Below are 23,714 nucleotides of genomic sequence, written 5' to 3'. Positions count from 1 at the left end.
AGGAGGGTGGTCCTATGGGGTTTCAAGAACCAATTCATATACTACTAGTAGATGACCGTCCTGAAAATCTGCTGGCGCTGGAGGCGGTACTTGAAAGCCAGCATTATGAGCTAGTCAAAGCCACCTCCGGCGAAGAAGCGCTGCGGTGTTTGTTAAGGTATGATTTTGCTGTCATCGTACTGGACGTGCAGATGCCAGGTATGGATGGGATCGAGACCGCAAAGTTGATTAAAGCCAGAGAAAAAACAAAGGAAATTCCGATTATCTTTATCTCTGCGAATAGTAAGGAAGCGGAGCATTTATTCGCGGGCTATTCTGCAGGGGCTATTGATTATATGGTCAAGCCCTTCATTCCACAAATTCTGAAGTCTAAGATACAAGGTTTTGTCGAGATGTATATTACGAGCAAGAAGCATCAGACTCAGACCATGCTGCTGCAGCAAAAGACGAAAGAACTGGAAATCATAAATAGTGAGCTCGTAAAGGCTAAGGAAGAGGCGGAGATCGCCTCCAAAGCGAAGTCGGAATTTCTGGCTATGATGAGTCATGAGATTCGTACACCAATGAATGGCGTAGTGGGTATGATTGATTTATTAATGGAGACTGACCTTGCTCCTGAGCAGAAGGAGTATTCAGAGATCATTCGGAAAAGTGCAGACACGTTGATTACGGTGATAAACGATATTCTTGATTTCACCAAAATGGAATCCGGTAAAATGGAAATCGAAGAGCAGCTGTTCGAACTTCGCACATGTATTCAAGAGGTGTTCAGCCTCTTTTCGGTGGAAGCGGGAAAAAAGAACCTGGAGCTCGCTTATTTTATCGATCAGAAGTTGCCTAGACTTTTATATGGAGATATGGCCCGTTTACGCCAAGTATTAATTAATCTGATTGCTAACGCAGTTAAATTTACGAATCAAGGCGGTGTCTATTTAGTCGCTTCCATCAAAGAAACATCTGGGAACAAGGTAGAAGTCGAGTTCACGATCATGGATACTGGAATTGGTATTTCTCCAGAGAAATGCGACCGATTGTTCCAACCGTTCTCACAGCTGGATTCTTCAATGACACGGAAATACGGGGGGACAGGGCTTGGTTTAGCCATATGTAAATCCCTTGTAGGCATGATGGGCGGAGAAATACGGGTAGAATCCATGGAGCAAAAAGGAGCTACCTTTATTTTTACGATACAAGCATCCGTACCTGGAGAAGATTTGACAGGAGGTTATCAAGAAGAGGAATCGCCTCATCTTCTTCTTAATCAGGAGAGCAGAAGCCGAATCCTTGTTGTAGATGACCATCCTATCAATCAGCGTCTGATGGTTAGCATGCTAGATAAGCTCGGCTATGAAGCTGATATGGCTGAGGACGGGAAACAGGCTGTGCAAATGGCGCTTAAGCAGCCCTATGATTTTATCTTTATGGATCTCCAAATGCCAGTAATGGATGGCCTGGAGGCAACCGCTCAAATCCGTCGAGAAGGCGGTCCGGCGGCTGAGAAGACTATTATTATTGCAATGACTGCGAATGTCATGGATGGCATCCAGAATCGCTGTAAAGCCTCAGGAATGGATGACTATATCAGCAAGCCACTTAAGATGAGTAGTATTAAGCAGATTATCTCTCGGTATTCTAGCAGCGATAATCGGATGGTTGAAACAGATACCTCTATTTTTCAGGCGTAACCCAAGATTTACTAGTTTATATTTTAATGTTATTTGTTTCAAAGGTAGGACTATGAGGTTATTAATATAGAAAATATTTATCAGGAGAGATCGTCTATGAACACGCATAAAAGTAATAAGTTTCACGCTAAGACAGAGACAAAAGAAAGTGTATGTACGGTTTTCCTGAATGGTGAACTTGATCTATCCGTCGCTTCCGATTTCCGTTTGGTAATGGAGCCGCTTGTAGGTGATACGAAGCATGATTTAGTAATAAATCTTAAAGAATTAAAATACATCGATAGCACGGGTATTGGTATTCTACTTTCGATCCTGAAATCAAGACAAGGTATGGACGTTAAGTTTATGGTTGAGGATGTTCCTCCCCAAATTCAGAAGCTGTTTGACATGACTGGTATTACCAAGTTTTTTGCCTCCCAAGAGAATTCCCACTAGGAAAGGATAGAACAAAGAATGAGTGATGATGTGCAAAAAGTAATTCTTCAGCTGCCGGCTAGCGCAGAGTATGTGGATATTGTTAGGTTGAATTTATATGGTATTGCTTCAAAAATGGGCTTCACCTACGAAGATATTGAAGATATGAAGGTAGCTGTATCAGAGGCGTGTAACAACTCAGTATTGTACGCCTATGGACAACAAGACGGAATGGTTGATGTAATCTTTGAGGTGGGTGAAAGTGCCCTATCCATTACAGTCAAAGACGAGGGGGAGAGCTTTGACGGTTTGGAAGACTCGTCCAGTGAGCGTATGACACTGCATGATAAAGAGTTAAGTGACGTTCAGGTCGGCGGTTTAGGGTTCTACTTAATGCAAGCGTTGATGGATGACGTGAGCGTCGTAAGTGAGGCCGGAAGAGGGACGGTAGTAACTTTGAAGAAGCACCTTAACTTTAGCGAGGAAAAGGTATGAGTGATAAGGTGACTCCCCCCGAGTCCATGAATGAAGCAGTCACCCAAATTTGGGAATATCAGCAGACTAAGGATAATGAACGCGCAACAGTGCTGATTAAGAAATATGAGCCTATGGTAAAAATGGCTGCTGGAAAAATTTCTCGCAACCGCCCCGACTTGTATGAGGATTTATATCAGGTCGGGCAAATGGCGCTCATCCGGTTATTACAGCAATATGATATTAGCCTTGGAATCCCTTTTGAGCCCTATGCGATGAAAAGCATGATTGGACATATGAAGAATTTCCTACGTGATAAATCTTGGTACATACAGGTACCTAGACGGATTAAAGAAAAGGGAGCACTTGTTCAACACGCGATTGACGAACTAACAGTGAAGCTGGAACGTTCGCCTGCGGTGGATGAGATTGCTCATTATCTTGATTTGTCTGTTGAAGAAACTGTAGAAGTACTGGCGGGCAGAGAATGTTATCATTACGTCTCCCTAGACTCGCCCCTTTCTCAAGAGGAGACAGGAGCCACACTAGGCGAGCTGATCAGCTCTGACGCAAATGATTACGAGACCGTAGAGAAACGTATGGATTTGCAACAAGCACTAGGTCAATTGAAGGAACAGGAGCAGCAGGTGCTGCTGTTAGCGTTCCAAGATGGACAATCCCAGCGGGCGATCGCCCAGAAGCTGGGGGTATCACAGATGAGCGTTTCACGCATACAGAAGCGGGCCACTGAGAAGTTAAAGCAGATTATGGCCAACTCTTCCTATTGAGTTCCTGTATGGGTAATATACATTTTCGACGATAAGGACATGCCTCTCTCCGCTGACTGGAGACCCGCATGTCCTTTATTTGTATACTGTTGTAGACTTATTCCCCCGCTTGTCCGTCCAACCTAGAGGATTAGACGGACAAGCGGGGGAAGCGGTCGATAGTTGGGGAATAGATTGATAGTCTTGCGGTTAGCTATTAGCATCAATGTATTTTTTAATTTCGCCAAGATACTCTCCGATTACTGGAACATTAAGAAAAAGACTAAGAATGTAGCCTAATAAACCAAGGACTACAAATGTTCCGAGAGATAGTCCAAGTCCCCGAGATATACCGGCCATCAGGTTTGTGATGATTCTTTTTTTCGGATCTGAATAGTTGTCGAGAATGTCTTTGAATTCTGATTTTTCCAGTGAGTGAGCGATCTTATCAAGACGACTGTTTAAGCGTTTCACTTCATGTCGCAACTCGAAAGGATGTTCATCAATTTCATAAGGTTTTGTTTGGTTATTTGAATCTGCCATGCGCCATCCCTGCTTTCTATAGCCCGAACGGGCATTAATTAAATGTCTAGTTGTATCTGCTGATGTGAATAAAGGTGTAACTAAACAACAGCCAGCTGCGGTCAGCTGGCTGTTGTTTGTTAAAGTGATAGCTGTATGATGCCGCAGATTAGTAATTGGATTTATAGGAGGATTTTACATCCTCTTTCGCATCCTTAGCCTGATTGGCAACCTCTTTAGAGGATGCTTTAGCTTCATCAGCTACGTCTTTAGAGGCGTCTTTAACATCCGAGCTTACATTGCTTGAGGCTTCACTTACAGTGTCACCAATTTTACTTCCAGCCTCTTGAAGAGTGGCGGCAATTTGTTGTTTGCTGTCACTGACAGTGGTATAGATATCAGAAGCTTTATCTGACACCGTACTAGCCAAATCGGTTGCTTTTTCGCCAACTGTTGTCGCAATAGCTTTGGTTTTGTCAGTTACGGCACCAGCAACTTCTTTGGTCTTGTCTGTAGCTTGAGAAAGTTTATCTGACAGATCACTGCGCATTTCACGACCAGGCTTTGGTGCAAATAGCAGGGCTGCTGCGGCACCAATTAAGCTACCAATAAAGATACCTTTTAATAAGCTGCTTCCGTTCTCTACTTCATGTTCTACGTTACTCATCACCAATCACTCCTTATAATTTATCTTACTTCGTATATAAACTTTGGCGTATGGGCTGAAACAGTTGAAGAGCAAGGGAGAGATTACGGGAGTTTAAGGGAGGATACGGTAACCTAGAGGGCTTTAGGTCATATAAACCGCGTTTTTAAGGCTTTATCAACATTTGTTTATGCGCAAAAAGAAGGCGAAGACAGGCTGTGATATGCAGCATATGTCTCCATCCTTCCACGATTGAATTTATAATGTTACGGATTAATCATTAACGGCTTGGAGTACCGCATAGCCGAATTCAGGCAGATTCAGATGCAGCTGGGATGTGGAGGTTTCAGTCCGCTTCTGCGTCTTTAGATTTACCCATATCGTGTCTGCTCCGGTTACAGGAATGATGACTTCGGCCATAACATCTTCATTGTTCAATACGATTATGAACCGGCTTTGTTTGTCCCACCGCTCATATACAAGCAGCTTTGGATAACCCGGAATCTCCAGCGCTTTAAATCCACTGCTCCGGAATGCGGGATGAGATTTACGAAGGCTGATCGTCCAGCGATAGTATTCGAACAATTCTTGATTCTGTTTCTGGGAGTCCCACTCCATACATTTTCGGTTGTCCGGATCGTATCCGCCATCCATGCCGATTTCATCGCCATAATAAACACAGGGTGCTCCTTGAAAGGTCATCTGGAACAAAACGGCCAGCTTTAACTTCCTGATGTCACCGCCACAAAGTGTCAGGAAACGAACTGTATCATGGCTGTCTAGCAGATTAAAGGCGGCTTCCGTAATTTGCTGCGGATAATTCGCTAGCATAGTAGCAACCGACTGAGAGAATTGTGCAGCATTGATCTGTCCGTGAGCGAAAAAATTAATTTGAATATTCGTTAGCGGGTAATTCATAACGGCGTCAAATTGATCGCCAAGCAGCCACGGCAAGGAATCATGCATGATTTCTCCTACGAGATAGGCTTCTGGATTAATGCTTTTGATCGTACTGCAGAATTGCCGCCAGAACGAATGGGAGACTTCATTTGCGACATCAAGCCGCCAGCCGTCTATACCGATTTCCTCGATCCAATAGCGGCCTGCATTCAGTAGATATTCTATGACTTCAGGATTCTCAGTGTTGAACTTAGGCATGATAGGCTCAAATGCAAAGGTGTCATAGGTGGGAATTCCGTCGATGACCTGTGGCGGCCACTCGCGTACATGGAACCAATCCGCATAACGTGAAGATTGCCCGTTCGCGAGCAGATCAACAAATGGCGGGAAGGTATGACCGCAATGATTAAAGACACCGTCCAGGATGACACGGATGCCTTTGGAGTGACAGGAGTCCACAAGCTCTTTCAGCAATGTATTGGTGCCAAAATGAGGATCGACCAAATAATAATCTTTTGTATCGTATTTATGATTGGTGGTTGCCGCAAATAAAGGATTAAAATATATAGCATTGATGCCCAATTCACAGAGATAATCCAAATGATCTAGTACACCCTGTAAGTCCCCTCCGAAGAAATTCCGAGGACTCGGCGTGCCGCCCCATTCCAATACATCTGTCGGATCATTGGTGGGATCCCCATTCGCGAAACGCTCCGGGAATATTTGATAAAATACTGCATCTTTCACCCACGATGGAGGGGAGTGCACATCTTCACGATTCAAAAATGGAAAGTCGAACAAGCCCTCATATACCACAGCAGGTGGCTCTGGATAAAAACCTTTTTCCAAAAAATAAAGAACTTCGTCTTTGTCATAAAGCGCAAAGTAATACGCGAGTCTGCGGTAAACGGGACGGACGGAGGCTTGCCAGTAATCGAACAAGCCGTCAGAAGCGAGGCGCTGCATTGGAATGACCTCATGCGTTTTGTCCCAGCCAAATTTATCTCCACAGAAAAGATCGATCTGTGATACGTTGTCCCGCTTAGTTCTTATGCGAATATGAAGTGTAGACTCATCGTAGGCATATGACCAATTTTGTCCCATACGGTGATAAACGGCTTCCGGTTGAATCATACTCATTTTCCATCCCTTCGGGCATGTAAACGCAAAAAAGGGCCAACCTCATGATTTTCAGAGGTTGAACCCTTGGCGGTTTCATTGCCTTTAAATTTGTCTGCATCTTACCATAACCCTCAAGAGCAAAGCAAGAGGTTATTTCACAAGAATTTACAATATGGAATTTTTAGTATGTGGTAGGGATAAAGAGAAAATAAAAGAAAAGAAAAGATAAACTTTGTTAAACCGTCTTTTTTGGACTTATACTCTGATTGCAATCAAAATTATGGATATTATAGAATGAGGGCGAACGAACTTGATTTTTCATAACACGCATTCAAATTAAAGGCACTGTTACCTGGAAAGGTACAACCTCGGCACTTTGTGCAAATGAGGTTGTACCTTTTTTATATGCTTTTTTTCAATGCGGGTTAGGTTTAATCACTCATGAACGAAGGGGAGATGAGCAAATGAAGAAGAGTAAACGTTCCAAAATGCAAGCGGTAACATTTAGTTTAGTCCTATGCCTGCTGTTAACTTTGACGGTCACCGCATGCGGTTCAGGCAATGGGAACTCCGCATCAAAGCCGAATTCGAGTCCGAATTCCGCAGTGAACGAGCCGGGGGGAACCACAAATGAGACAAATACTTCCGGAGAGAATACCACCGATGAGGAAATGAAACCAGAAGCAGGGGCCAAACTGATGGTCTGGGAAGCCAAGGAGCAGCTTGAGTACATGAAGCAGATTGCTGCTGATTTCGAAAAAGAATATGATGTTCCCGTCACAGTTGAGGAAATGGCAGGTGGTGATCAAGGCGCAAGACTGGCGACGGATGGTCCGTCTAAACTTGCTGCAGATGTGTTGACTCTGCCCCATGACCAGATCGGGCAAGCCGTAAAAGCAGGGCTGCTTTTGCCAAATGATGTTTTTGAGGAAGAAACCAAATCAACGATGGTGGCAACAGCCGTTCAGGCATCGTCTTATGATGGCATTCTTTACGGTTATCCTAAATCGGTAGAAACCTATGCGCTGTTCTACAACAAGGACCTGATTCCTGATGCTCCTAAAACGTGGGATGATGTGATTGCTTTTGCAGATACGTATAACAATCCGAAGGAAAACAAATTTGCAATCATGTGGGAATTCGTCGGATATTACAGCTATCCGTTTATTGGCAGCTTCGGCGGATATATTTACGGAGACAACAATACGAATTTCAAGGATATTGGATTGAACAATGAAGGCACTATCAAAGGGTTTACGTTTCTGCAGAGCCTCAAAAAAATTCTGCCTTTGAATGCAGGAGATATCACTTATGACGTGAAAACACAGTTGTTCCAAGAAGGTAAGCTGGCGATGAATATCGACGGGCCGTGGTCCATAGCGGCGTTTAAGGAAAATGTTAACCTGGGTGTGGCGCCTCTTCCAAAGGGACCTGACGGTCAAGACAGTCTTTCTTTCTCCGGGGTCAAATCGTATTATGTCAACTCATATACGGAATATCCGGTCGCAGGCCGTTTGTTCGCACATTTTGCAAGCAATAAGGAGAATCAGCTTAAGAATTTTGAGATGACGGGAGCGATTCCTGCGAGTATAGAGGCTGGAGAAGCGCCGGAAATCAAAGATGACCCTATTATTGGCGGATTCTTCGAGCAATTCCAAAATTCCGTTCCAATGCCTTCCGTTTCAGAAATTAAATCGGTCTGGGAACCCCTAAAAGCAGCGTTTGTGTCCCTGTGGAACGACTCAAATCTTGATGTTAAACAGACGCTGGATCAGACTGTAACCACGATTCAGGCCGATCTGGAGTCGAAGTAAAGGGCAGGTGATTTAACCATGAGGAAGAAAACAGGCGCAGCGCTACTCTCGGCTATTATTCCGGGACTGGGCCAGTTCTACAACCGGCAGTGGCTGAAAGGATTGGTATTCCTGCTGGTGGGGTCTGCTGGAATCTACTATATTGCTCATGATCTGATGGGACATTTGCATGGCTTAATTACGCTTGGTGAATTTCCAAGCCGTATGGTCAAGGTAGGCAAATTAACCCGGATGGTGGAAGGCGACCACTCCATTTTTATGATGATCAATGGTCTAATGGCATTGCTGGCGCTGCTCTTTTATACAGCTTTTCATTTACTGAACATCAGAGATGCATTCCTAGTTGGAGCTGCACGGGACCGGAAAGAGCCCATTCATTCATTCGCTGAATCGCTCAGAGCTATGGGGCGGAGGAATTTTGCCTATCTTGTCCTCGCGATTCCCTTTGTGGCCGTGGTTTTTCTGACGATATTACCACTTGTTTTTTCGGTGCTACTGGCGTTTACGAACTATGCCGACCCGATTTTACCGCCAGCACATCTAGTAGACTGGGTGGGTTTCGGTAATTTTAATAAAATGCTTAGTCTGGATGTCTGGAGTTCCACCTTTGGTGGAGTGCTGACTTGGACCTTGATCTGGGCGGTTATTGCTACTGCGACGACTTACATTGGAGGTGTGCTTATTGCAGTACTTATTCACCAGCCCCGTGTCCGCTGCAAAAAGCTTTGGCGCACACTTCTGATCGTTCCTTTCGCTATTCCCAATATGATTTCTCTGCTCGTCATGCGCAATATGTTCAATAATCAATTCGGACCGATCAATAGTTATTTAAGAGCCTTGGGACTGGAGGGTGTGGCCTGGCTAACCAATCCTTTCTGGGCTAAGGTCACTGTAATCCTGGCTAATATGTGGATCGGCATTCCGGTGACCATGATTCTGGCCTTTGGGGTGCTGACAACAATTCCGAAGGATATGTATGAAGCGGCAGAAGTAGACGGTGCTGGGTCATTTTATAAATTCCGCATGATTACGCTGCCCATGGTATTGTTCGCAACCGCACCTATCCTGATTATGCAGTTTGCCGGCAACATTAACAGCTTTAATGTCATTTATCTAATGACTAACGGAGAACCGGTTAATCCTAACTACCAGTACGCGGGCCACACTGACCTGCTGGTGACTTGGCTTTATAAACTGGCGCTGAACCAGTCACAGTACAGCTTTGCTTCTGTCATCGGGATTGTCATCTTCCTGATGGTCGCGACATTCTCCATCTGGAGCTACCGGCGGACGCGATCCTTTAAAGAGGAGGATATGATTGCATGAAGCTAAGACTGACGGAAGCGTTAAAAACGTTTGGAAGCCATTTATTGCTGATTGTGCTCAGTTTTATTAGTCTTTTCCCAGCTTTCTGGATTATTATGTCTTCTTTCAAAACAGGAAACAGTTTGTTCAGTGACTCATTGATTCCTAAGAATTTCACCTTTGTTCATTACAAGGAACTGTTTGAGCAAACTAAATATTTGTTATGGTTCATGAATACGCTAAAGATTGCGGCGTTGTCTACGCTGCTCGGCACCTTTTTGCTGCTGCTGACTTCGTACGCCATTTCTCGTTATCGATTTACGGGCAGAAAAACTACACTAACCACGCTCCTAGTTCTGCAGATGTTTCCGGGATTTATGGCTATGATAGCAGTTTACGTGCTGCTGAACACACTTGGGCTACTGAATTCTCATTGGGCACTTGTGCTCGTGTACAGCAGCGGTGCTATTATCACGAATGTTTTTGTGGCTAAAGGTTTTTTTGATACGATTCCTAAAAGCTTGGAAGATGCTGCGCGAATGGATGGGGCGAGTCATATGAAAGTATTTCTTTCTATCATGATCCCGTTATCTAAGCCGATGCTCACCTATGCCAGCCTTATGATTTTCAACGGCTGCTTTGTGGATTTTATATTCGCCGACCTTGTATTGCGCACGGAGGATACAAGAACGCTCGCCGTTGGGCTTTACCGGATGGTGAACCAAAGTAACTCAACCGAGTTTACGTTGTTCGCTGCCGGAGCGGTATTGGTCGCTCTCCCAGTCACGCTGCTGTTCATTTTCCTACAGCGTTTCTTGGTGGATGGCCTGACCGCAGGTGCAAGCAAAGGATAAGACGAACTGCGCTACCCTTGTGAGGCTACGCTGAATTCCATAAAAACCGCTTTCTACTCAGAGATCAAGGTTCTGAGAAGGAAGCGGTTTTTTATATTTTATCCGGTTTCTAAAATCTTCTTGGTGGGGACAGGATTGAAGAATAATGAAAATAGGAGTAGAATTCCTCATGGAACCAACACTTAAGGGAGTTTGTAGAGTACTGAAAAATCCCGGAGCACGGGGTTATTTTCTAGCATTTATTAAATGTGAATACTAATAAGTCCTTGTGAGTTATAGAGCATCTAGTTAAAAGAGGAGAGAAATCATGGAAACCGTATTAGTACGAGAGTATCGGGCGGATTTGCTGGAATGTGTCCATAGTGGGCATATTGCCATCGTAGGAGAGAACGGAAATTTAAAGGGGTATGCAGGTGATCCGGAATTTGTATCGTTCACCCGTTCAGCTGCTAAACCCCTTCAGGCTATTCCAGGCGTACGTGGGGGGATTGTGGAGCATTACGGCTTTACACCCGCAGAGGTTGCCCTGATGACCGCCTCTCATCGGGGAGAGAGCTACCATGTAGCTGCGCTAGAGAGCATATCCTCCAAGATTGGCATCGATGAGCAACAAATGATCTGTGCAACGAGTTACCCACTGGATTATTCCAGCAGGGAGAACGCCATTCGTGGTGCGGGCAAAAGAAAGTTCTATCATAACTGTGCGGGCAAGCACATGGGTATCTTATCTTACAGTAAGCTCAAAGGTTTGCCGCTTGAAGAATACTCACAGCCGGAGCAAACGGTGCAGCGTGAGATTATCTCCACCATTGCTTATATGGCCGGTGTGGCCCCAGACAGTATCGGTTTAGGTACGGACGGATGCGGGCTGCCGGTGTTTGCTCTGCCTCTGACCGCCTTGGCGACGGCCTATTTGAAATTAGCCAATCCGGATTTGATTGCAGATGAAGCTACTCGCAAAGCGGTTACTACTATTACAACGGCAATGAATGCTTATCCGGAGATGGTTTCTGGATCTGGTCGCCTTGATTCTATTCTTTTGGAAGATGATAATATTATTGCTAAGGGTGGATTTAAGGGTGTGTATTGCTTCGGCTTACGCCGTGAGCGACTGGGGATTGCCTTCAAGATTCTGGATGGGTCGGAAGAAGAGTGGGGACTTATTGTACAGGGAATTTTAAATCAAATTGGTTATAGTCAGAAAAATACCTTGGAAAAGCTGCGCAATGCATTTTCAGGCGTGATTTACAATGACGGGGGTACACGAGTAGGCCATGCGGATACCGAGTTCAAGCTTAATTTCATAAAGTAGGATCATATAAAAAGAGCCCTTCGACTACGAATCCATCTTCTGGATACGCAGCGAAGGGCTTTTTTCTACGAGAAGCGGTGGTCATCTTTAAAGGACGGCAACATCGGTTCTTCTTGTAATAGGGAGAACTATTATTTATGACGTAGACGGCCGAGTTCGGAGACGAGTGCTTCCACCTGAGAAATACTCAGTCTGTCACTGCCCATGGCTACCTCATAAACATCATAGATATCTTCATAATGATCTACTGAAAAAGCGGAGGCTTGCATCGCCGCGGCACTGGCCATTTTTAATTTGTTCTTGATAGCCTCGATCATATACTCAACATTTTCCTGACTAGGCTTTGTTAAATCCATTAGGTTAAAACATCCTCTCTGTATACTGATTCATGTATTTTACCATGTTTGGCAGCTTGACCACCATTTTTTTGTCGGGTTCACTGAAATCATGTTAAATTAAAGGCATGAGATCAAAAATATCATCGAAGGGAGGAAATGTATTGGCAATCAGAGAACAGGGAAGCGGAAAACGCATTAAAATGGACGATGCTGGATTAGTGTCCTTTTTCATGGAAATAGCTGCTCTGCATTCCGCCGAGGAAGTCACGTTCCTGTGCATTGGAACAGATCGGTCTACAGGAGATGCACTCGGTCCGCTGACGGGCAGCAAACTTGTGGAACATGGCTTCCGACATGTAATCGGTACGTTGCCGTCTCCTTGCGATGCAGATAACTTGGTGGCCAGAGTGGCTGAGATTCCCTCCGGGCATATTGTAGTTGCGGTAGATGCTTGTCTGGGTCCTCCGATCGCGCTTGGATATTACTTCGTTTCGAGTGAGCCACTACAGCCTGCACAATCGGTGGGGGCAAATCTTCCAGCCGTAGGTCACTATAGTTTGGCGGCCGTTGTAGATATGAATGGCCCGAAACCCTATAGAACGTTGCAGACCACTCCACTGCATAGAGTGATGGTTATGGCAGAACATATCGCTATAGCGGCAGCAAAAGGATTCGGACTCCAGTAGTACCCATTGGGCACTTAAAAATAAGTTGTCCGTTTCAAGGCGGGCTGTTTTGCTTAATAATAGATATTAGACACATTATCTTAGTATTCTAGAAAGAGGGAAGCAGCCATGGAAAGAGTTCGTTGTGACGGAAGCAATATATGCTACAGTGATCAGGGGAAAGGCGAAGTTATTGTATTGCTGCATGGCTTTTGTGGAAGCGCTGAATATTGGGAACAAGTCATTCCTGTCTTAAGCAGCGGCTACCGAGTGATTGCTCCCGATTTACGTGGTCACGGAGCTTCGGAAGCTCCATTAGGACCTTATAGTATTGAACAAATGGCAGATGATGTTCTGGGTCTGTTAGATTCGCTGGAGATTGCTGAATGCATCATGCTTGGTCATTCGCTTGGCGGATATATTACGCTATCGTTTGCTCAGCGTTATGCTTCTCGATTGAAAGGCTTTGGATTAATTCATTCTACTGCTTATCCAGATAGTGAAGAAGCTAAGGAAAAACGACTGAAGAGTGTCAGCGCGATTCAAAATGAAGGGATTACTCCTTTCGTAGACAGCTTCGTACCAGGATTGTTTGCTGAAGCAACCGCTTCTGCATCTCCACAGCTGCTGGAGCGCGCTAAAGAAATCGGCTACAAAACGCCTCCACAAGGAGCGGCAGGAGCTGCACTGGCGATGCGTGAGCGTCCAGATCGACGGGATGTAATTACGGCCACTACGTTGCCGGTATTGCTTGTTGCTGGCGAGCAGGATGGATTGATTCCTGCTGAACGAACCTTTACTGCGGATAAACCGAATATAACGCAAGCAACGATATCGGGTGCAGGCCACATGAGTCTTTTTGAAGCTCCTGAACGATTAGCCGAGATCATAAAGGATTTTGTTCAGGCTTCCGTTTTAGACAATAGCCGCGTATAAAAAATCATCTACAAAGAGGCAGCACGGCGCCATTATGGCGTGTGCTGCCTCTTTTTTTAAGGGCTATCTAATGATCTGGTATTCTCCTTAACTGGCATAGAATTCGGCAATGGTTTAAGATAAATCAATAGAATAACTTAAGTGGTCTGAGTCCTGAATTTTTTGCTACCACAGTACGGAAAAGGAGGAATTGCATGTTTCGAAGAGACTATATTGTCCGGATGATCGAAGATATGACGGCGATGGTTGCCAAGGTATTTTCTCTGAAGCAGGAACGGAAGACGACAGAAGCTTTATGGGAAATCGATGAGCTGTTGAACCGGCATTTTCCGCTGAATTCACGTCTTTTAAATTCACTATCTGTAGAAGATATCATAGATATGTTTCGTTTTGGCGGTGTGGTTGAGTCCGATAAGCTTCAAGGTCTGGCCAAACTGCTGAAGGAAGAAGGCAGCATTTATGCGGCAAATGGCGATAAGGATGCAGCATTATTTAGAAGTATGAGAGCTTTACATTTATATTTGTACGCGGATCTTCATGGAGCAGACAGGGAGCTGCTGCATATGACTCAGGAAATTGATGAACTCTTGCAGGATGTGCAGGCCTATCGTCTCCCGTCTAAAACGGAGCGGCTACTGTTGGAGTATATGGAGTCGGTAGGACGATATAGTAAAGCGGAGGACAGCCTCTACCGGCTGTGGGAGCAAGGAGAAGATGTTGTAATAGAAGGGGATAAGCTGTACAATCGGCTGCTGCTCAAATCATCTGCAGAATTGGAACAAGGTGCCCTTCCTCTGGAGGAAGTAGAGCAGGGGTTAAAAGAGTGGGGCAGGGTAACAGCGATACGAAAGGAAGCAGGAAGCTGATGAATACGATGAATATCCCTTTATATATTATCGATGCTTTTGCAGAACAGGCTTATTCAGGCAATCCTGCGGCGGTATGTTTACTGGAGCATCCTGTCGATGAAGGTTATATGCAGAAGACAGCGGCGGAAATGAACTTGTCAGAGACAGCTTTTCTCTGGCCAGAGGAAGATGGATACCGCTTGCGATGGTTTACACCTAAAGTTGAGGTCAAGCTATGTGGGCATGGGACTCTAGCAAGTGCGCATGTACTATGGGAGAGCGGATTGCTAGCGCCTGACATGGAAGCAAGGTTCTATACACGCAGTGGGTTGCTCAGAGCTTCTCGTTCAGGAGATTTGATCTCACTGTACTTCCCGCCTTATCAGCTTCAACCCTCTCCTGTAATTTCAGGTCTCGCAGCAGCACTTGGTATTGCAGAAGCCAATGTGGTGGAAACTATGCGATATGCTGACAATGTACTTGTACGACTGGATCAGGAAGCCCGGGTTCGCGAACTCAGCCCTGACTTCGGAGCTTTATCCGGGCTTGAAGGGAGAGGTTTCGCGGTTACCGCAGAAAGCTCTATCGAAGGTATTGATTGTATATCACGTTTTTTTGCGCCGAAGGTAGGAGTGAATGAGGATCCGGTAACAGGCTCAGCGCATACTGCATTGGCACCTTTTTGGGCGGATAGACTCAATCGTACGCAGTTGACCGCTTATCAAGCTTCGAAACGTGGAGGTTTGCTTCAGTTAGAGGTAAGTAAAGACGAGATTAAGATGTCTGGGCGAGCATTAACTATAGTTAGTGGAGAGCTGCATGTTAAGCCCTGCTAGAACAAGGAACGCCCCTTGTTAACACGTGATATAATGAACGATGATGGTTAGGAGACATAGATTCTCCATTTTTAATCCCGAAAGTGAGATGTGCGTTGTGGAATCTTTAACAGCTCTAATTGAACAACTAATTAATGACCGTACTTTGATTACGGCTACCCTAAGTCAAGTACGTTATAAAGGCGAAAATTGTACCAAAGTGCAGGTTAAACCTGTTGAACTAAAGGGGAAGCTGCATTATCAGTTTGCGTCCTATATTGGTACAAAGGTAGAACATCGCAACGTACCCGCAGAGTTAGCGGCGGAAGAAATATCTCTTTTATTTAGAGAAACTTATCGGCAAGGTTTGTTGTGTACAGTAGAAGCCGATTATCAGGTGCTTATTAGTAAGAAATTCAAAGTATCAATCCTAACCAAGTCTCCAAGTAAAAAGGAAGAGCCGGATCTAGCTCACAACCGTCGCAAACGTTATGTGCTGGAGGATGGAGAGCCTGTGCCATTTCTGGTGGAGCTTGGAATCATGAATAAAGAAGGCAAAGTGCTGGCCAAAAGATATGATAAGTTTCGGCAGATCAATCGTTTTCTGGAGATGGTAGAGGACGTGCTTGCCGATCTGCCAACAGGCCGACCGTTGACGATTGTGGATTTTGGCTGTGGAAAATCATATTTGACCTTTGCGCTGTATCACTATCTGACCGTTCGCAAGAAGCGGGAGCTTAATATCATTGGGTTAGATTTAAAAGCAGATGTGATTGAGCATTGTAACGAACTTGCTGCCAAAATCGGTTATGATCACTTGAAGTTCTTCGTGGGTGACATTGCCGAGTATAATGAGCTGGAGCAGGTGGACATGGTGATCACACTTCATGCTTGCGACACAGCTACCGATGCTGCCCTTGAAAAAGCAGTACGTTGGGGAGCGTCTGTTATTTTGTCCGTGCCTTGCTGCCAGCATGAATTATTCGCACAAATCGAAAATGAAGTAATGAGCCCTATGCTTTCGCATGGCATATTGAAAGAGCGTTTTTCCGCCTTGGCTACAGACGCCATTCGCGCCAAATTGCTCGACATGATGGGCTATAGCAGCCAGCTGCTGGAATTCATCGATCTGGAGAATACACCGAAGAACATTTTGATTCGTGCCGTTAAGAGCTCAGCCGGGGACAACTCCGTCAAATGGCGCGAATACACCGCATTCCGCGATTTTCTGGGAGCAAAACCCTACCTCGAACGCGTATGCGCGGATCTGCTTCCTACTGAGAGTTCGGTAGAAGGGTAGAGGATATTAAGGTAGAAAGCGTAGGACGGTAGGACTGTAGCATGGTAGAACGGTGACTGTAGAATGGGCACTTATAGGTGCAGCCTAATTCGATCAGTTGTCTTTTTACAACTATATAGCTTTTTTAATGGGAAATTGGATGGTGCAGCTAGTGTGATCTAATGGTTAGGACGGTGCAGTGAGTGCGATCTAATGGTTAGGACGGTACGGCTAGTGCGATCTAATGGCGACTTGGTTTAGTTGTACTTTGTGCAACTGGATATGCTCAGAAGCTGCGTTTTAGTAATTTAGTTGCACTTTGTACACTTAAAAACGAACAATACTCCGCATATGGCGGGATTCTCGAAAAACAGTTGCACAAAGTACAATTAAAGTGGAAGTCAGCAGCGAAAGCACGGGAATAGCTGCACTTTTTACAACTATATAGCTTTTTTGATGAGAATTCGGATAGTGCAGCAAGTGTGATCTAATGGTTAGGATGTTGCAGTGAGTGCGATCTAATGGTTAGGACGGTACGGCTAGTGCGGTCTAATGGTGAGTTGATTTAGTTGTACTTTGTGCAACTGGATATGCTCAGAAGCTGCGTTTTAGTAATTTAGTTGCACTTTGTACACTTAAAAACGAACAATACCCCGCATATGGCGGGATTCTTGAAAAACAGTTGCACAAAGTACAATTAAAGTGGAAGTAAGCAGCGAGAGCACGGGAATAGCTGCACTTTTTACAATTATATAGCTTTTTATGGGAATTAGGGCGGTGCGGCTCCTTTGTGGAGAGGTATCGTCTTTTTGCGTTCTAGTCTTGTATTAGTGAAATGTGGAAAGGATAGAGATAAATTAACGAATACAGGGGTATCTAAATGTGGCGTTTTAAAAAAGACCGGAGTCTGGAATCATCAATCGCATATATTTGTGGAGCCTTAGTGATAACGGCTGGGGTGGGTGCTTGTTTGTTGCGGGGATTGTTTTTTACTGAGGAGATGTATCCCTTTCTAACTTTATGGTTTGTGTTGTGTTGTACGTGCTCGCTTTATTATCTTGTTGGGGTTGGCGCATGGAGAAAAAGTGGGGGAGGTGCAGTAAGTGGTATTACGGGAGTCAATGGAGTTAGTGAAGGTAGTGAAGGTAGTGAAGTTAGCGGAGAAAATAAAGCGTTAAGAATATTATTAAGCGTCCCTTTAATTATTCTATCGCTTTATGTGATTCATTGGTTGCGCGGGCCGCTTTCCTCCCAGGGAACTATGAATGAAACGCTGCGGTGGGGCTTGTATGCTAGCTTTGCATTATTGGTTTGTTTTTGTGCGGTGAACCGGGTGGGGCGGCGGATTGTAAATGTAACTTGGTCTATGGCGGGTATGTTTTTGAGCATGAGCGCTTTGTTGGCTGTTTGTGGAGTGGTAAAGTTGCCTTTCGCTGTGGCCTACAGCAATTCATCGGAAGTGAGTGCCACAGGGGTTAGGTTAGCAGGATTGATGGAATATCCGAATGCTTTTGGTGCTGTTATGGCTGTTTTTCTGCTGGAACGGCTATTTGCTGTTGCTGTTTATTACGGGGAGCCAAAAAAGAGCGTGAATATGTTGGGAGCAAGAAGTGTTGGGCTGGGGATGGAGTGCGCAGAAGCAGAACGGAGGAGCAAAGGGGCAGGAGGCGTGGAAGCGGAGCAGGGAAAAGCGGGAAGCACGACCGCCGCGCTGCTGCGCTTGCTGCCGCTGTTTCCGTACACCGCCGCGCTGCTCCTCAGCGAGTCGCGCGGCGCATGGCTGACGGCGGCTTGCGCCTGCGCCGCCGTCTTGCTCTGGAAGCGGCAGCTAATCGCGCCGCTTCTTGCTGCTGGCGCCGCGCCCGTGGCCGTCGCGGCGCTACTCTACCGCCAACTAGCCCGTGCCGGGTTGGCGGTAGAGCCTGTGCCCGGCCTGCTGTTGCTGGCCGGGCTTTGGGCCGGCGCGCTGCTAGCCGGCCTGTGGCTGTGCCGCCGCCAGCGCAGCGCGGCGGGCACTGCCCGAGCCGCCATGCTGGCATTGGCGGCGGCGGGTTGGACGGCGGCGGGGATCGCCGTGCTCCTGCACGTGCGCGAGCGGATTACCGGACCGTCATCGACGGTATCCGCGCGCGGGCTGTTCTACCGCGACGCCTGGCGGCTAGCGGCAGAGGCACCTTGGCTGGGACGTGGGGGTGAGACTTGGCGGCATGCCTACCTTGCCGCCCAATCTCGCCCTTATGTAGGCAGCCAGGTGCATAATGGATACCTCGACATCCTGTTGAACTTAGGATTCGTTGGTCTTGCAGCCATACTCCTTATGCTGTTGGCAGCAGGCTGGCTGCTGGCTACCAAATCGCCGCGGTTGCTACCGCCGTTTCTGGTCATCGTCTTACACAGCGTCGTTGATTTTGACTGGAGCTACGGATTATTTTGGCTGCTGCTATTCTGGCTGCCAGCGCTTGCTCTAGCTGAGGGTAAGCAGAAACATCAATCTGCGCCAACCCACCCTCAGTCTGAGACCAAGCTGCCAATTCAATCCACATCTACGAACCCACTCACCAATGTCACTACACCAGCGAATCCGCTAATTGCTCACTCCACATCTACGAACCCACTCACCAATGTCTCTACACCAGCGAATCCGCTAATCGCTCACTCCACATCTACGAACCCACTCACCAATGTCTCTACACCAGCGAATCCGCTAATCGCTCAATCCACATCTACGAATCCGCTCACCGGTGTCTCTACACCAGCGAATCCGCTAATCGCTCACTCCACATCCACGAACCGGCTCCCCAATGTCACTACACTAGCGAATCCGCTAATCGCTCACTCCACATCTACGAACGCGCACATTGATGTTTCTACATCTACGAATCCGCTAATCGCTAACTCTACACCCAAGAAACAGCCCCAAATCCGCCTTCGCCGACTAATCGGAACTGCGGCATGTTGTTTTTCGCTTCTGCTGGGGGTGCTATCTTTTCACGCCGCTCAAGGAGAGAAGTTCTATCGACAAGCGATTATGTCGGTGGATCCTTCGGTGAAGGTAGAGTTGCTACAGCAATCGCTGGGTTGGAATCCCCGGTCACCTCGAACGGTTATAGCATTATCTAGGTTGCTCTCGGGTGAACAGAGCGTGAGTCTGCTTCGGCAGAGTTTGTTGTATTCTCCCGAGAATGCCAGCTTAAGCTGGGAGCTGGCTGAACGATGGATAAGCAGTGGCCGTCCGGGGGCGTCGTTATATTGGATGCGCCAGAGCCTTAGGCTGGATAAGTACAACAATGCCAAGTGGATGAAGGCGATTGAAGGGATGTTTCTTATGGGGCAAAAAAAGCTTGCAGAAGGAAATCGAAAGGAAGGCTTAGTCTGCGTCGCCTCTGGGAATGAACTTCTTCTGGAATATAGAAGGTTGGCAGAAGAGGAGGCTAATAAAGGAGGGCAACATAATGACCGTGAGTTCCAAATGACAGAACAAGCCGACGACTTGAGTCGACGGCTTAGTATGTTGGCTTTACGATTTTAGCGGACGTGAAATCATCCAGGAGTAGAGAATGGGCACGATAATTGCTAGTACGAGTGCCGTAATAATAAGAAGCTGAGACAAGGCTCCGCTCAAAAAGGCTCCTGCAAAAATAAGTAGGCCACCGATCATCCACATTATCCCGGATAGGCGATGTGTTTTTCGCCATACCTCGGGGTTGGCGAGCGTCCAGGCTGTACGAACCCCAAACAAGTAATTATCTTTTACCTGTGGCATGTAGTTGCCAAGAGCAATAAACATTATTCCAACAGCTCCTATGGCGATCTTCCCAACGTTTATATCTTTACCTAGACCGTAAGCAATCGACAGCACCAGCATTAGATTAAAAAGCACCCCAATAGCAAGTCTGCTCATGGCATAGGCATTTTCAAATTTTTTGTAATTATCCCGCTTAGGGTCGATGCTGCGTGTAAACTGCATGATCAGCGGGAGCACAATGCCTAAGATTCCGAACACAAAAATAGCTATATTTTTGTCCCAGTATCTGTTGACCTTACCCGTAATTCCAAATTGTGCCGGTAACTCCTGCGGAAGCTTGCTGTAATTGATCAGAGCGTAGGCTAATGTAGCTAAACCTAATATTACGATGAGGGTATCCTGCCATCTCCATTTGAAATCTTTCATCATTAATCCGCCTCCTTTTTGGAATCGATATCCTGACGTTGCTGCTTTCCGTCCAGCGATTTACTCTCCGTCTCCGTTTGCTTACCTGTCCCAGTGAGCTCCAATAACCAACCGAGAACCTCTTCAAGGACTGTTGTGTTTAGCGAGTACATAATAAATTGTCCTTTTCGCTCATCCTGTACAAGATCGGCATGCTTTAGCGCATTCAGATGGTGAGAAATGCTTGGCTTAGACATGTTGAAAAAATCTGCGATTTCACCTGCGGTTCGATCTTTCTCCCTTAGTAACCGAATGATTTGGCGACGGGTAGGGTCAGCTAGTGCTTTAAAGGATTCATTCATATTCCACCCTGCCTTTCGATATTTAAATAATTATCTAAATATATAATAGCTCTTTGTTTTAATAGCTGTCAATGCAGTATTCACTTAGCAATAGCGTGTGTAAAAGTGTCACCGAATCTTTAAAATTAAGGACCGTCCAAAGCCTCCTCCTGTTCATACTAACGAAGGGCATGCATTCCTTGATGCACCGAACATACGATGCAGAGGAGCGGATATATGATACTAACCAATAAAGTCGCAGTTGTTACGGGTGCAGGATCGGGGATTGGAGAAGCGATTGCTCTGCTTTTTGCCCGACAGGGTGCTAAAGTGATTGCTGCGGACATCCATCTGGCGAATGTAGAAGCGGTAGCCAAAAAGGCGGAAAAGGGTGAGGGACACGGAGTCGTCTACCCTGTAAAGGCCGATGTCTCGAAGGAAGAGGACACACAGCGAATGATTGATGCCGCAACCACACAGTTCGGAGGCCTTCATATCCTTGTTAATAATGCCGGAATTATGGATAAAATGACGCCAGCGCACGAGATCACTGATGACTTGTGGGAACAGGTGCTTGCGGTCAACGTAACCGGTCCGATGAGAGCCATTCGTAAGGTTTTGCCGATTTTTATGGCGCAGGAAAGCGGATGTATCATCAATGTAGCCTCTATTGGCGGCTTAGCGGGCTCGCGGGCGGGAGTGGCTTATACTTCCTCTAAGCATGCTGTAATCGGGATGACCAAAAATATAGGATTTCAATACGCTAAGCTTGGAATTCGCTGTAATGCCATAGCGCCGGGCGGGGTAAAGACAAATATTGATCTGTCTGATCCAAGTCCTTTTGGGAGTCAAAAAACGGGCGAAGGTATGGCGTCGATGCCACGGACAGGGGAGAGCAGTGAGATTGCTTCAGTAGCTTTATTTTTAGCTTCAGATGCTGCAAGCTTTTTGAATGGATCGGTGATAACGGCGGATGCCGGCTGGATGGCTTATTGATTGAGCGCAGATAAAAAGGTGTTCATTTTCCCTTTATTGGTGGAATTTGTTCACCTTTTTTGTTTATGCCTATTACTCAAACTCTTTTTAAGTATGGATTGGAAGATGGAAGCTGCTTGCCGCGTAAGTAGAAGTGATAAGGTTGCTTGTGCTAGAATAGGCTAAGAGAAACTGGAAAATATAGCAGAGCGGCAAAGCTTTTAAAAATATAAGAAAGTATAAGATTAGTATCTATGCTTTTATGTTCTTATATTTCACTCGCTTAAACGCTTAGTGTCTTATAAAGATGCCAAAGGCGATTAGCTTGATACATGTAGCCATATTCTGCGGAAAAGGGAGGAGGAGCACGTTTGCATTTTATTTCTGATCTGATCTCGACATTATTTGAATGGATTCAGAGTCTTGGTTATTTTGGGATTATGATCGGACTGATGATTGAAGTTATTCCTAGTGAAATTGTATTGGCTTTCGGTGGTTTCTTGGTATGGAGTGGAGATATTAATTTTTTCGGCGCAGTATTGTTTGGTACGATAGGCGGAGTGATTGCCCAGATCTTTGTATATTGGATTGGCCGTTATGGGGGCAGGCCTGTACTGGAGAAATACGGGAAATATATTCTTATCCAAAAAAAGCATATTGATCATTCGGAAGAGTGGTTCAATAAATATGGGACAGGCGTAATCTTTACGGCACGCTTTATTCCCGTTGTTCGCCATGCCATTTCCGTTCCAGCGGGGATTTCTCGTATGCCTTTAGGTAAGTTCACTTTATTGACTACACTTGCTGTTATTCCATGGAGTGCTTTGTTCGTATATCTCGGTATGACATTGGGGAATAAGTGGGAAGATATTGACGAGGTAGCAGCTAAGTATACCAACGAAATTATTCTCGTAGCGTTAGCACTAATCATCATTTATTTTGTGTATAAGTGGTTTAAATCCAAGAAGAGGGGGACTGCAAAATGAAACCGAATGTAGCTCATAAATTTGGAAAAGGTCTTACACCGCGCCAATTTGTAGAAAGCATGACGAAGAACCAGCAGGCTTTTGAATCCTGGTATGAGAAGTTTTCTTGGGAAGATGAGAGTGACAAGGAATTTTTTGAAAGCCTGAACCATCGTGATGATTTGCGAGTACTTATCCTTGCCGCTGATTGGTGTGGAGATGTAGTTCGTAATGTCCCTGCGGTATTCCGTATTTTGGAGACTGCCGGAATGAAGACAGAGGTATTCATTTTGGAGGAGAACCAGGAGCTTATGGATGAATTCTTGACCATGGGCGGAAGATCTGTTCCGATTGTGATCTTTGCAGATACCGGCGGATATGTGCTTGGACATTGGGGTCCTCGTCCAGAGCATGTGCAGAGCCTAATGAGAGAGTTCAAACGTGAGAATCCTGATCGCGAGGCCGCTGATTACGACAGCAAAATCGCAGAAGTACGTAAGGCTATGGGGCAAGCTTATGGGGAAGGAACGGAATCACAAGCAGTTATCGCAAAAGAGCTGCGTAGTCTGATTTCCGGATTCTAGACC

Annotated in this window: 23 protein-coding genes; 17 read left to right on the top strand and 6 right to left on the bottom strand. The window is 45.8% G+C overall.

Translation table 11 applies throughout. The annotated features are described in order from the left end of the window. Nucleotides 1-14: 14 nt before the first annotated feature. From MKY54_RS26995 to MKY54_RS26980, 4 genes are all read left to right on the top strand, one after another. Nucleotides 15-1,685, top strand: coding sequence for a response regulator (locus tag MKY54_RS26995; protein ID WP_076128677.1), 1,671 nt, complete (start codon nt 15-17; stop codon nt 1,683-1,685). Nucleotides 1,686-1,781: 96 nt separating this feature from the next. Continuing rightward, on the top strand, nt 1,782-2,120 hold the full coding sequence (locus MKY54_RS26990) for an STAS domain-containing protein (RefSeq protein ID WP_076128675.1): 339 nt from the start codon (nt 1,782-1,784) through the stop codon (nt 2,118-2,120). Nucleotides 2,121-2,138: 18 nt separating this feature from the next. Beyond that, nucleotides 2,139-2,594, top strand: a complete 456-nt coding sequence (gene rsbW / locus MKY54_RS26985) for an anti-sigma B factor RsbW (RefSeq protein WP_036680217.1) — start codon at nt 2,139-2,141, stop codon at nt 2,592-2,594. Further along, the gene (locus MKY54_RS26980) at nt 2,591-3,361 is read left to right on the top strand and encodes a sigma-70 family RNA polymerase sigma factor (RefSeq protein WP_076128673.1); all 771 of its coding nucleotides are present in this window, start codon (nt 2,591-2,593) and stop codon (nt 3,359-3,361) included. The genes rsbW and MKY54_RS26980 overlap by 4 nt, the downstream gene beginning before the upstream one ends. Before the next feature lie 189 nt (nt 3,362-3,550). On the opposite strand, the gene MKY54_RS26975 is transcribed toward MKY54_RS26980, so the two are convergent. The 3 genes from MKY54_RS26975 to MKY54_RS26965 form a co-directional block, all read right to left on the bottom strand. Beyond that, a complete protein-coding gene (locus MKY54_RS26975; protein ID WP_036680215.1) occupies nt 3,551-3,883 on the bottom strand; it encodes a DUF5665 domain-containing protein in 333 nt (110 codons plus the stop codon). 148 nt (nt 3,884-4,031) lie between these two features. Then, the gene (locus MKY54_RS26970; protein WP_076128671.1) at nt 4,032-4,529 is read right to left on the bottom strand and encodes a YtxH domain-containing protein; all 498 of its coding nucleotides are present in this window, start codon (nt 4,527-4,529) and stop codon (nt 4,032-4,034) included. Between the two features lie 252 nt (nt 4,530-4,781). Beyond that, entirely contained in the window at nt 4,782-6,548 is a 1,767-nt protein-coding gene (locus tag MKY54_RS26965) for a glycoside hydrolase family 13 protein (protein ID WP_305953968.1), read from the bottom strand. Nucleotides 6,549-6,994: 446 nt separating this feature from the next. Here MKY54_RS26965 and MKY54_RS26960 point away from each other — a divergent pair, with 446 nt between their 5' ends. From MKY54_RS26960 to MKY54_RS26945, 4 genes are all read left to right on the top strand, one after another. Next, complete coding sequence (locus tag MKY54_RS26960) at nt 6,995-8,344, top strand: maltose ABC transporter substrate-binding protein (protein WP_339188527.1); 1,350 nt, start codon at nt 6,995-6,997, stop codon at nt 8,342-8,344. Nucleotides 8,345-8,362: 18 nt separating this feature from the next. Beyond that, nucleotides 8,363-9,670, top strand: coding sequence for a sugar ABC transporter permease (locus MKY54_RS26955; protein WP_076128669.1), 1,308 nt, complete (start codon nt 8,363-8,365; stop codon nt 9,668-9,670). Further along, on the top strand, nt 9,667-10,503 hold the full coding sequence (locus tag MKY54_RS26950) for a sugar ABC transporter permease (protein ID WP_076128667.1): 837 nt from the start codon (nt 9,667-9,669) through the stop codon (nt 10,501-10,503). The genes MKY54_RS26955 and MKY54_RS26950 overlap by 4 nt, the downstream gene beginning before the upstream one ends. A gap of 307 nt (nt 10,504-10,810) precedes the next feature. Further along, nucleotides 10,811-11,815 (top strand): asparaginase, encoded by a 1,005-nt coding sequence (locus tag MKY54_RS26945; RefSeq protein WP_076185432.1) that lies wholly within the window; start codon nt 10,811-10,813, stop codon nt 11,813-11,815. Between the two features lie 131 nt (nt 11,816-11,946). Here the strand turns inward: MKY54_RS26945 and MKY54_RS26940 are convergent, their stop codons facing one another. After that, nucleotides 11,947-12,171, bottom strand: a complete 225-nt coding sequence (locus tag MKY54_RS26940; RefSeq protein ID WP_036680203.1) for a DUF1128 domain-containing protein — start codon at nt 12,169-12,171, stop codon at nt 11,947-11,949. A 143-nt stretch (nt 12,172-12,314) separates the two neighbouring features. Here MKY54_RS26940 and yyaC point away from each other — a divergent pair, with 143 nt between their 5' ends. The 6 genes from yyaC (at nt 12,315) to MKY54_RS26910 (ending at nt 20,225) form a co-directional block, all read left to right on the top strand. Beyond that, nucleotides 12,315-12,839 carry a spore protease YyaC gene (gene yyaC, locus MKY54_RS26935; RefSeq protein WP_248549634.1) on the top strand — a complete coding sequence of 175 codons (525 nt, stop codon included), beginning with the start codon at nt 12,315-12,317 and terminating at the stop codon, nt 12,837-12,839. Between the two features lie 108 nt (nt 12,840-12,947). Next, nucleotides 12,948-13,754, top strand: a complete 807-nt coding sequence (locus MKY54_RS26930; protein ID WP_076128663.1) for an alpha/beta hydrolase — start codon at nt 12,948-12,950, stop codon at nt 13,752-13,754. Between the two features lie 194 nt (nt 13,755-13,948). Further along, on the top strand, nt 13,949-14,620 hold the full coding sequence (locus tag MKY54_RS26925) for a DUF6483 family protein (RefSeq protein ID WP_248549635.1): 672 nt from the start codon (nt 13,949-13,951) through the stop codon (nt 14,618-14,620). Further along, complete coding sequence (locus MKY54_RS26920; RefSeq protein ID WP_254849012.1) at nt 14,620-15,438, top strand: PhzF family phenazine biosynthesis protein; 819 nt, start codon at nt 14,620-14,622, stop codon at nt 15,436-15,438. The genes MKY54_RS26925 and MKY54_RS26920 overlap by 1 nt, the downstream gene beginning before the upstream one ends. 88 nt (nt 15,439-15,526) lie before the next feature. Beyond that, entirely contained in the window at nt 15,527-16,717 is a 1,191-nt protein-coding gene (locus tag MKY54_RS26915; RefSeq protein WP_076303094.1) for an SAM-dependent methyltransferase, read from the top strand. 859 nt (nt 16,718-17,576) lie between these two features. Beyond that, nucleotides 17,577-20,225, top strand: coding sequence for an O-antigen ligase family protein (locus MKY54_RS26910; RefSeq protein WP_339188523.1), 2,649 nt, complete (start codon nt 17,577-17,579; stop codon nt 20,223-20,225). Here MKY54_RS26910 and MKY54_RS26905 read toward each other — a convergent pair. Together MKY54_RS26905 and MKY54_RS26900 are read right to left on the bottom strand one after the other, a co-directional pair. After that, nucleotides 20,214-20,870, bottom strand: a complete 657-nt coding sequence (locus tag MKY54_RS26905) for an SdpI family protein (RefSeq protein ID WP_076185429.1) — start codon at nt 20,868-20,870, stop codon at nt 20,214-20,216. The genes MKY54_RS26910 and MKY54_RS26905 overlap by 12 nt on opposite strands. Beyond that, nucleotides 20,870-21,208, bottom strand: a complete 339-nt coding sequence (locus MKY54_RS26900) for an autorepressor SdpR family transcription factor (protein ID WP_051491108.1) — start codon at nt 21,206-21,208, stop codon at nt 20,870-20,872. The genes MKY54_RS26905 and MKY54_RS26900 overlap by 1 nt, the downstream gene beginning before the upstream one ends. A gap of 216 nt (nt 21,209-21,424) precedes the next feature. Between MKY54_RS26900 and MKY54_RS26895 the strand changes: the two genes are divergently transcribed. The 3 genes from MKY54_RS26895 (at nt 21,425) to MKY54_RS26885 (ending at nt 23,711) form a co-directional block, all read left to right on the top strand. After that, the gene (locus tag MKY54_RS26895) at nt 21,425-22,183 is read left to right on the top strand and encodes a glucose 1-dehydrogenase (RefSeq protein WP_339188520.1); all 759 of its coding nucleotides are present in this window, start codon (nt 21,425-21,427) and stop codon (nt 22,181-22,183) included. A 350-nt stretch (nt 22,184-22,533) separates the two neighbouring features. Beyond that, on the top strand, nt 22,534-23,148 hold the full coding sequence (locus tag MKY54_RS26890) for a DedA family protein (protein WP_036680184.1): 615 nt from the start codon (nt 22,534-22,536) through the stop codon (nt 23,146-23,148). Beyond that, nucleotides 23,145-23,711, top strand: coding sequence for a thioredoxin family protein (locus MKY54_RS26885; RefSeq protein WP_076128653.1), 567 nt, complete (start codon nt 23,145-23,147; stop codon nt 23,709-23,711). The genes MKY54_RS26890 and MKY54_RS26885 overlap by 4 nt, the downstream gene beginning before the upstream one ends. The last annotated feature ends 3 nt before the right edge of the window (nt 23,712-23,714 follow it).

This window comes from Paenibacillus sp. FSL P2-0121 (assembly GCF_037975345.1).
In the GTDB taxonomy this organism is placed as follows: Bacteria; Bacillota; Bacilli; order Paenibacillales; family Paenibacillaceae; genus Paenibacillus_AQ; species Paenibacillus_AQ odorifer.
The sequence above is the reverse complement of the archived record's forward strand: the minus strand, read 5'-3'. Positions and strand labels throughout refer to the sequence as shown.

Bases quoted from the DNA above. Each gene is read 5' to 3' on its own strand.
- MKY54_RS26905 (WP_076185429.1), bottom strand. From the start codon at position 20,870: ATGATGAAAGATTTCAAATGGAGATGGCAGGATACCCTCATCGTAATA.
- MKY54_RS26900 (WP_051491108.1), bottom strand. From the start codon at position 21,208: ATGAATGAATCCTTTAAAGCACTAGCTGACCCTACCCGTCGCCAAATC.
- MKY54_RS26975 (WP_036680215.1), bottom strand. From the start codon at position 3,883: ATGGCAGATTCAAATAACCAAACAAAACCTTATGAAATTGATGAACAT.
- MKY54_RS26995 (WP_076128677.1), top strand. From the start codon at position 15: ATGGGGTTTCAAGAACCAATTCATATACTACTAGTAGATGACCGTCCT.
- MKY54_RS26950 (WP_076128667.1), top strand. From the start codon at position 9,667: ATGAAGCTAAGACTGACGGAAGCGTTAAAAACGTTTGGAAGCCATTTA.
- MKY54_RS26965 (WP_305953968.1), bottom strand. From the start codon at position 6,548: ATGAGTATGATTCAACCGGAAGCCGTTTATCACCGTATGGGACAAAAT.
- MKY54_RS26930 (WP_076128663.1), top strand. From the start codon at position 12,948: ATGGAAAGAGTTCGTTGTGACGGAAGCAATATATGCTACAGTGATCAG.
- MKY54_RS26970 (WP_076128671.1), bottom strand. From the start codon at position 4,529: ATGAGTAACGTAGAACATGAAGTAGAGAACGGAAGCAGCTTATTAAAA.
- MKY54_RS26990 (WP_076128675.1), top strand. From the start codon at position 1,782: ATGAACACGCATAAAAGTAATAAGTTTCACGCTAAGACAGAGACAAAA.
- MKY54_RS26940 (WP_036680203.1), bottom strand. From the start codon at position 12,171: ATGGATTTAACAAAGCCTAGTCAGGAAAATGTTGAGTATATGATCGAG.
- MKY54_RS26915 (WP_076303094.1), top strand. From the start codon at position 15,527: ATGTGCGTTGTGGAATCTTTAACAGCTCTAATTGAACAACTAATTAAT.
- MKY54_RS26955 (WP_076128669.1), top strand. From the start codon at position 8,363: ATGAGGAAGAAAACAGGCGCAGCGCTACTCTCGGCTATTATTCCGGGA.
- MKY54_RS26910 (WP_339188523.1), top strand. From the start codon at position 17,577: ATGTGGCGTTTTAAAAAAGACCGGAGTCTGGAATCATCAATCGCATAT.
- MKY54_RS26885 (WP_076128653.1), top strand. From the start codon at position 23,145: ATGAAACCGAATGTAGCTCATAAATTTGGAAAAGGTCTTACACCGCGC.
- MKY54_RS26980 (WP_076128673.1), top strand. From the start codon at position 2,591: ATGAGTGATAAGGTGACTCCCCCCGAGTCCATGAATGAAGCAGTCACC.
- MKY54_RS26895 (WP_339188520.1), top strand. From the start codon at position 21,425: ATGATACTAACCAATAAAGTCGCAGTTGTTACGGGTGCAGGATCGGGG.
- MKY54_RS26925 (WP_248549635.1), top strand. From the start codon at position 13,949: ATGTTTCGAAGAGACTATATTGTCCGGATGATCGAAGATATGACGGCG.
- MKY54_RS26945 (WP_076185432.1), top strand. From the start codon at position 10,811: ATGGAAACCGTATTAGTACGAGAGTATCGGGCGGATTTGCTGGAATGT.
- MKY54_RS26920 (WP_254849012.1), top strand. From the start codon at position 14,620: ATGAATACGATGAATATCCCTTTATATATTATCGATGCTTTTGCAGAA.
- rsbW (WP_036680217.1), top strand. From the start codon at position 2,139: ATGAGTGATGATGTGCAAAAAGTAATTCTTCAGCTGCCGGCTAGCGCA.
- MKY54_RS26960 (WP_339188527.1), top strand. From the start codon at position 6,995: ATGAAGAAGAGTAAACGTTCCAAAATGCAAGCGGTAACATTTAGTTTA.